This window comes from Candidatus Darwinibacter acetoxidans (assembly GCF_041936445.1).
Taxonomy (GTDB): domain Bacteria; phylum Bacillota; class Limnochordia; order Darwinibacteriales; family Darwinibacteriaceae; genus DTU010.
In genome coordinates this window covers 1-3,034 of the sequence record NZ_JBHGXH010000183.1, presented here as the reverse complement: position 1 = coordinate 3,034, position 3,034 = coordinate 1, and the positions used below count along the sequence as shown (strand labels likewise).

4 protein-coding genes are annotated in these 3,034 nt (G+C 59.1%); all 4 read right to left on the bottom strand.

The window, feature by feature from the left end; translation table 11 throughout:
* Window positions 1–177: 177 nt before the first annotated feature.
* Complete coding sequence (locus ACE4YL_RS06810; protein ID WP_461360275.1) at window positions 178–558, bottom strand: VOC family protein; 381 nt, start codon at window positions 556–558, stop codon at window positions 178–180.
* Window positions 559–570: 12 nt separating this feature from the next.
* Window positions 571–1,383 (bottom strand): DNA adenine methylase, encoded by an 813-nt coding sequence (locus tag ACE4YL_RS06805; protein WP_461369416.1) that lies wholly within the window; start codon window positions 1,381–1,383, stop codon window positions 571–573.
* A 25-nt stretch (window positions 1,384–1,408) separates the two neighbouring features.
* Window positions 1,409–2,209, bottom strand: coding sequence for an SDR family NAD(P)-dependent oxidoreductase (locus ACE4YL_RS06800; protein ID WP_461365262.1), 801 nt, complete (start codon window positions 2,207–2,209; stop codon window positions 1,409–1,411).
* A gap of 29 nt (window positions 2,210–2,238) precedes the next feature.
* Window positions 2,239–3,034, bottom strand: a 796-nt coding sequence (gene pepT, locus ACE4YL_RS06795; protein WP_461369415.1) for a peptidase T, incomplete at its 5' end; no start/stop codon positions are given.

The following is a 3,034-nucleotide window of genomic DNA, read 5'->3' as shown; positions in this document are numbered from 1 at the left end:
CTCCCTAACCAACCATTCCAACTCTTGCCGTTCCGCGTAATCCAGGTGTTTTCCTTTTCTTCTTCTTCTGGTACAATGAACGTAGCTCATGGCTCCTCCCTGAACAATGATTTGGTTTTGCACCCTTACATTGTATCAGAGCCGTGAGCTTTTCTTTCACTTAATTCTACAAGTTGCTCACTTTCCCACAAAGCAGAAGGGATGCCCCGCGGGATCGAGGAGCACTACCCAGTCCTTGCCGAACTGCACCGGAGCCACCACCGCGCCGCACCTCACCGCATGCTCAATCGCCGCCTCTAAATCGGAGACCTGGAAATCCAGGTGCATGCTTTTTTGCTGTTTGTCCGGCTCATCGGGCCAAACCGGCGGCCGGTAACCGGGCTCCTCCTGGAAGAGCAGAAACGGTGTGTGGGGCTTAAGGCCCACGGAAACCCAGCCAAAAGACTCGTATTTCTCCCAGCCCAAGAGCTTGGCGTAAAAATCAGCAAGTTCGTGGGCGTCGCTGCAGTCCAGCACTATGGCCTGCAGCCTGATCGTGAGCTCCTTACCTTCACCCATAGGTCTTGCCTCCTAACTTCGGTCGATGTTCCTCAGCGCCAAGACCTCCGGGGCCGGTGTGCGATCCCCCGTGCAGGAGATGCGCCGGGGCCCCTGGAGCAAAATCAGTTCAAATCCCAGATCCTTGTAGAGCTGCACAATGCGCGCTGTGGCCTGATTGGAAGCCACCACGGGCCCTGGGTGCTGCGCAAGCCACCGGGCCAGGCGAACCTGATCCTCCCAGCTGAAGCCGTCCTTGGCGTACTCGGTAAACTCCACATCATAGGGGGGATCGGCGTAGATAAAATCGTCGGGCCGCACCGCCAGATCCCCGAAATCACCCGCGGTGAACTGCCAGTTCTGCAGCGGAAGGCGGTAGTCCCGGAAATCCCGCACGTAGTTGATGCGCTTGTATCTCCCGAAGGGCACGTTGAACTCTCCCTTTTTGTTGAAGCGGCACAGCCCGTTGTAGCCGGTGCGGTTCAGATAATAGAAGAGCTCAGCTGCCTGCTGGCTGGCGGCGGTATGGGGGTCTTTGATCAGCTGGTTAAAGCGGGCCCGGTAAGCGTAGTACACTTCTTTGTCGTTCACCAAGGGCAAGCACACCACCAGTCCCCTCTGCAGCCAGCGGTAGAAGTTGATCAGGTGGGGATTTACGTCGTTAAGCAGCGCCCTTTCTGCCCTCAGGCCCAGAGCTACCGCCAGTCCTCCGCAGAAGGGTTCCACCAGGCGGGGACTTGCGGCCCGGACCCAGAGAGGCTCCAGGTGGGGCAGCAGCCAACGCTTACCCCCAGCCCACTTCAAGGGGGGCGTTAAGTTCGATCCCTGCTTCAATGTAAGGCACATCCCCCTCTCCTGCCTGTTGTTTTGTTCACTTGAAGTTGAAGAGAGTACGGGTCAAGAAATCCCCCAGCCGCGGGAAGAGCACATAGAACCTGGCCCCCAGTTCCATGGGCCAAGGCAGGTTGATCTCCCGGCGGTTGGTAAGCATGCTCTCCACGATGAGCTCCGCGACGCGCCCAGGGTCCAGCACCCAGCGGCCCAGTTTAGCCAGGTATGATCCATCGGGATCCGCCTTCGCGAAGAAATCGGTGCGGATGGGGCCGGGATTAACTGTGGTCACGCTGATTCCGTACTGTTTTAGCTCCAGCCTGAGGGCGTTGGAATAGCCCCGCACGGCGAACTTGGTCCCTGCATACACAGCGGACTTGGGCGTGGCGGTCTTGCCGGCCTGGGAAGCGATGTTGATGATGTGCCCGCGGCCCCTTTTTCTCATCTCCCCTCCCACTTCCCGGCAGAGGCGAATCAGGCCCAGCACGTTCACCTGGAACATGTCCTCGGTCACTTGATCAGCTGTATCCAGTGCTTCAGCGAAAAGGCCAAAGCCGGCGCTGTTCACCAAAACATCAACCGGACCCACATCGGTACCGACCCTCTGCAGCACCCCCTTGACCTGCTGGCGATCTGTAACATCTAGAGCATAGGCATAGGCGGTCCCGCCGGAGAGCTCCCGGCAGCGCTCCTGCACAGCCTGGAGCCTTTCTACTCTCCGGGCCGTAGCCACCACCACAGCTCCCCGCTTGGCCGCGGCGTAGGCCACCTGTTCCCCCAGCCCTCCCGACGCTCCCGTAATCAACACTACCTTTCCCCGCACACGGTGCGCCCGCTGCATAACCTGTTCCTCCCGTCGGTTTTCCCGTGTTACTCAAGCCCGCGCTGACCGTATTTTTCCGCAATCTTCACCAGCGCGGCCACGCAGTCGTCCATCGCCTGCACACAGGCGAACTCCAGTGTGGAGTGGTGATTGTGGCTTCCGGTGCCCAAGTTGGGGCAGGGGAGGCCCATAAAGGAAAGCCGCGCCCCGTCAGTGCCCCCGCGCACCGGTATGCTGTGGGGCACTCCCCCCACTTCCCGCACTGCTTCGTAGGCGGTGTCGATGAGGTGCCAATGGGGCTTGATCTGCTCATGCATGTTGTAATAGCTGTCTTCCAGCTCCACAGTGACTGTGCCCTCGCCGTGGATGTCATTGAGCCACTGGGCGATGCGCTTTACCCTCTCTTTGCGGGCCTGGAAAAGCTCGGCATCGTGATCGCGGATAATGTAGGTCAAAGAAGCAGCCTCTACGCTGCCTTCCATGGCGATGAGATGGTAAAAGCCTTCATATCCTTCTGTGTGTTCCGGCCTTTCCACCCTGGGCAGCAGGCTGTCAAACTCCATGGCGATCAGGGAAGCGTTTTTCATCTTGTTCTTGGCCGTGCCGGGATGGATATTCCTCCCCTTGATGATGATGCGGGCGGTGGCCGCGTTGAAGGTTTCGTACTCCACTTCACCAAAGGCTCCCCCGTCCACCGTATAGGCGAAGTCGGCACCGAACTGCTCCACGGCAAAGCGGTTCGCCCCCCGCCCGATCTCTTCATCGGGGGTGAAGGCGATTTTGATCGTGCCGTGTTTGATGCTCTCATCGGTGAGCAGGATCTCCGCCATGGTCAAAATCTCG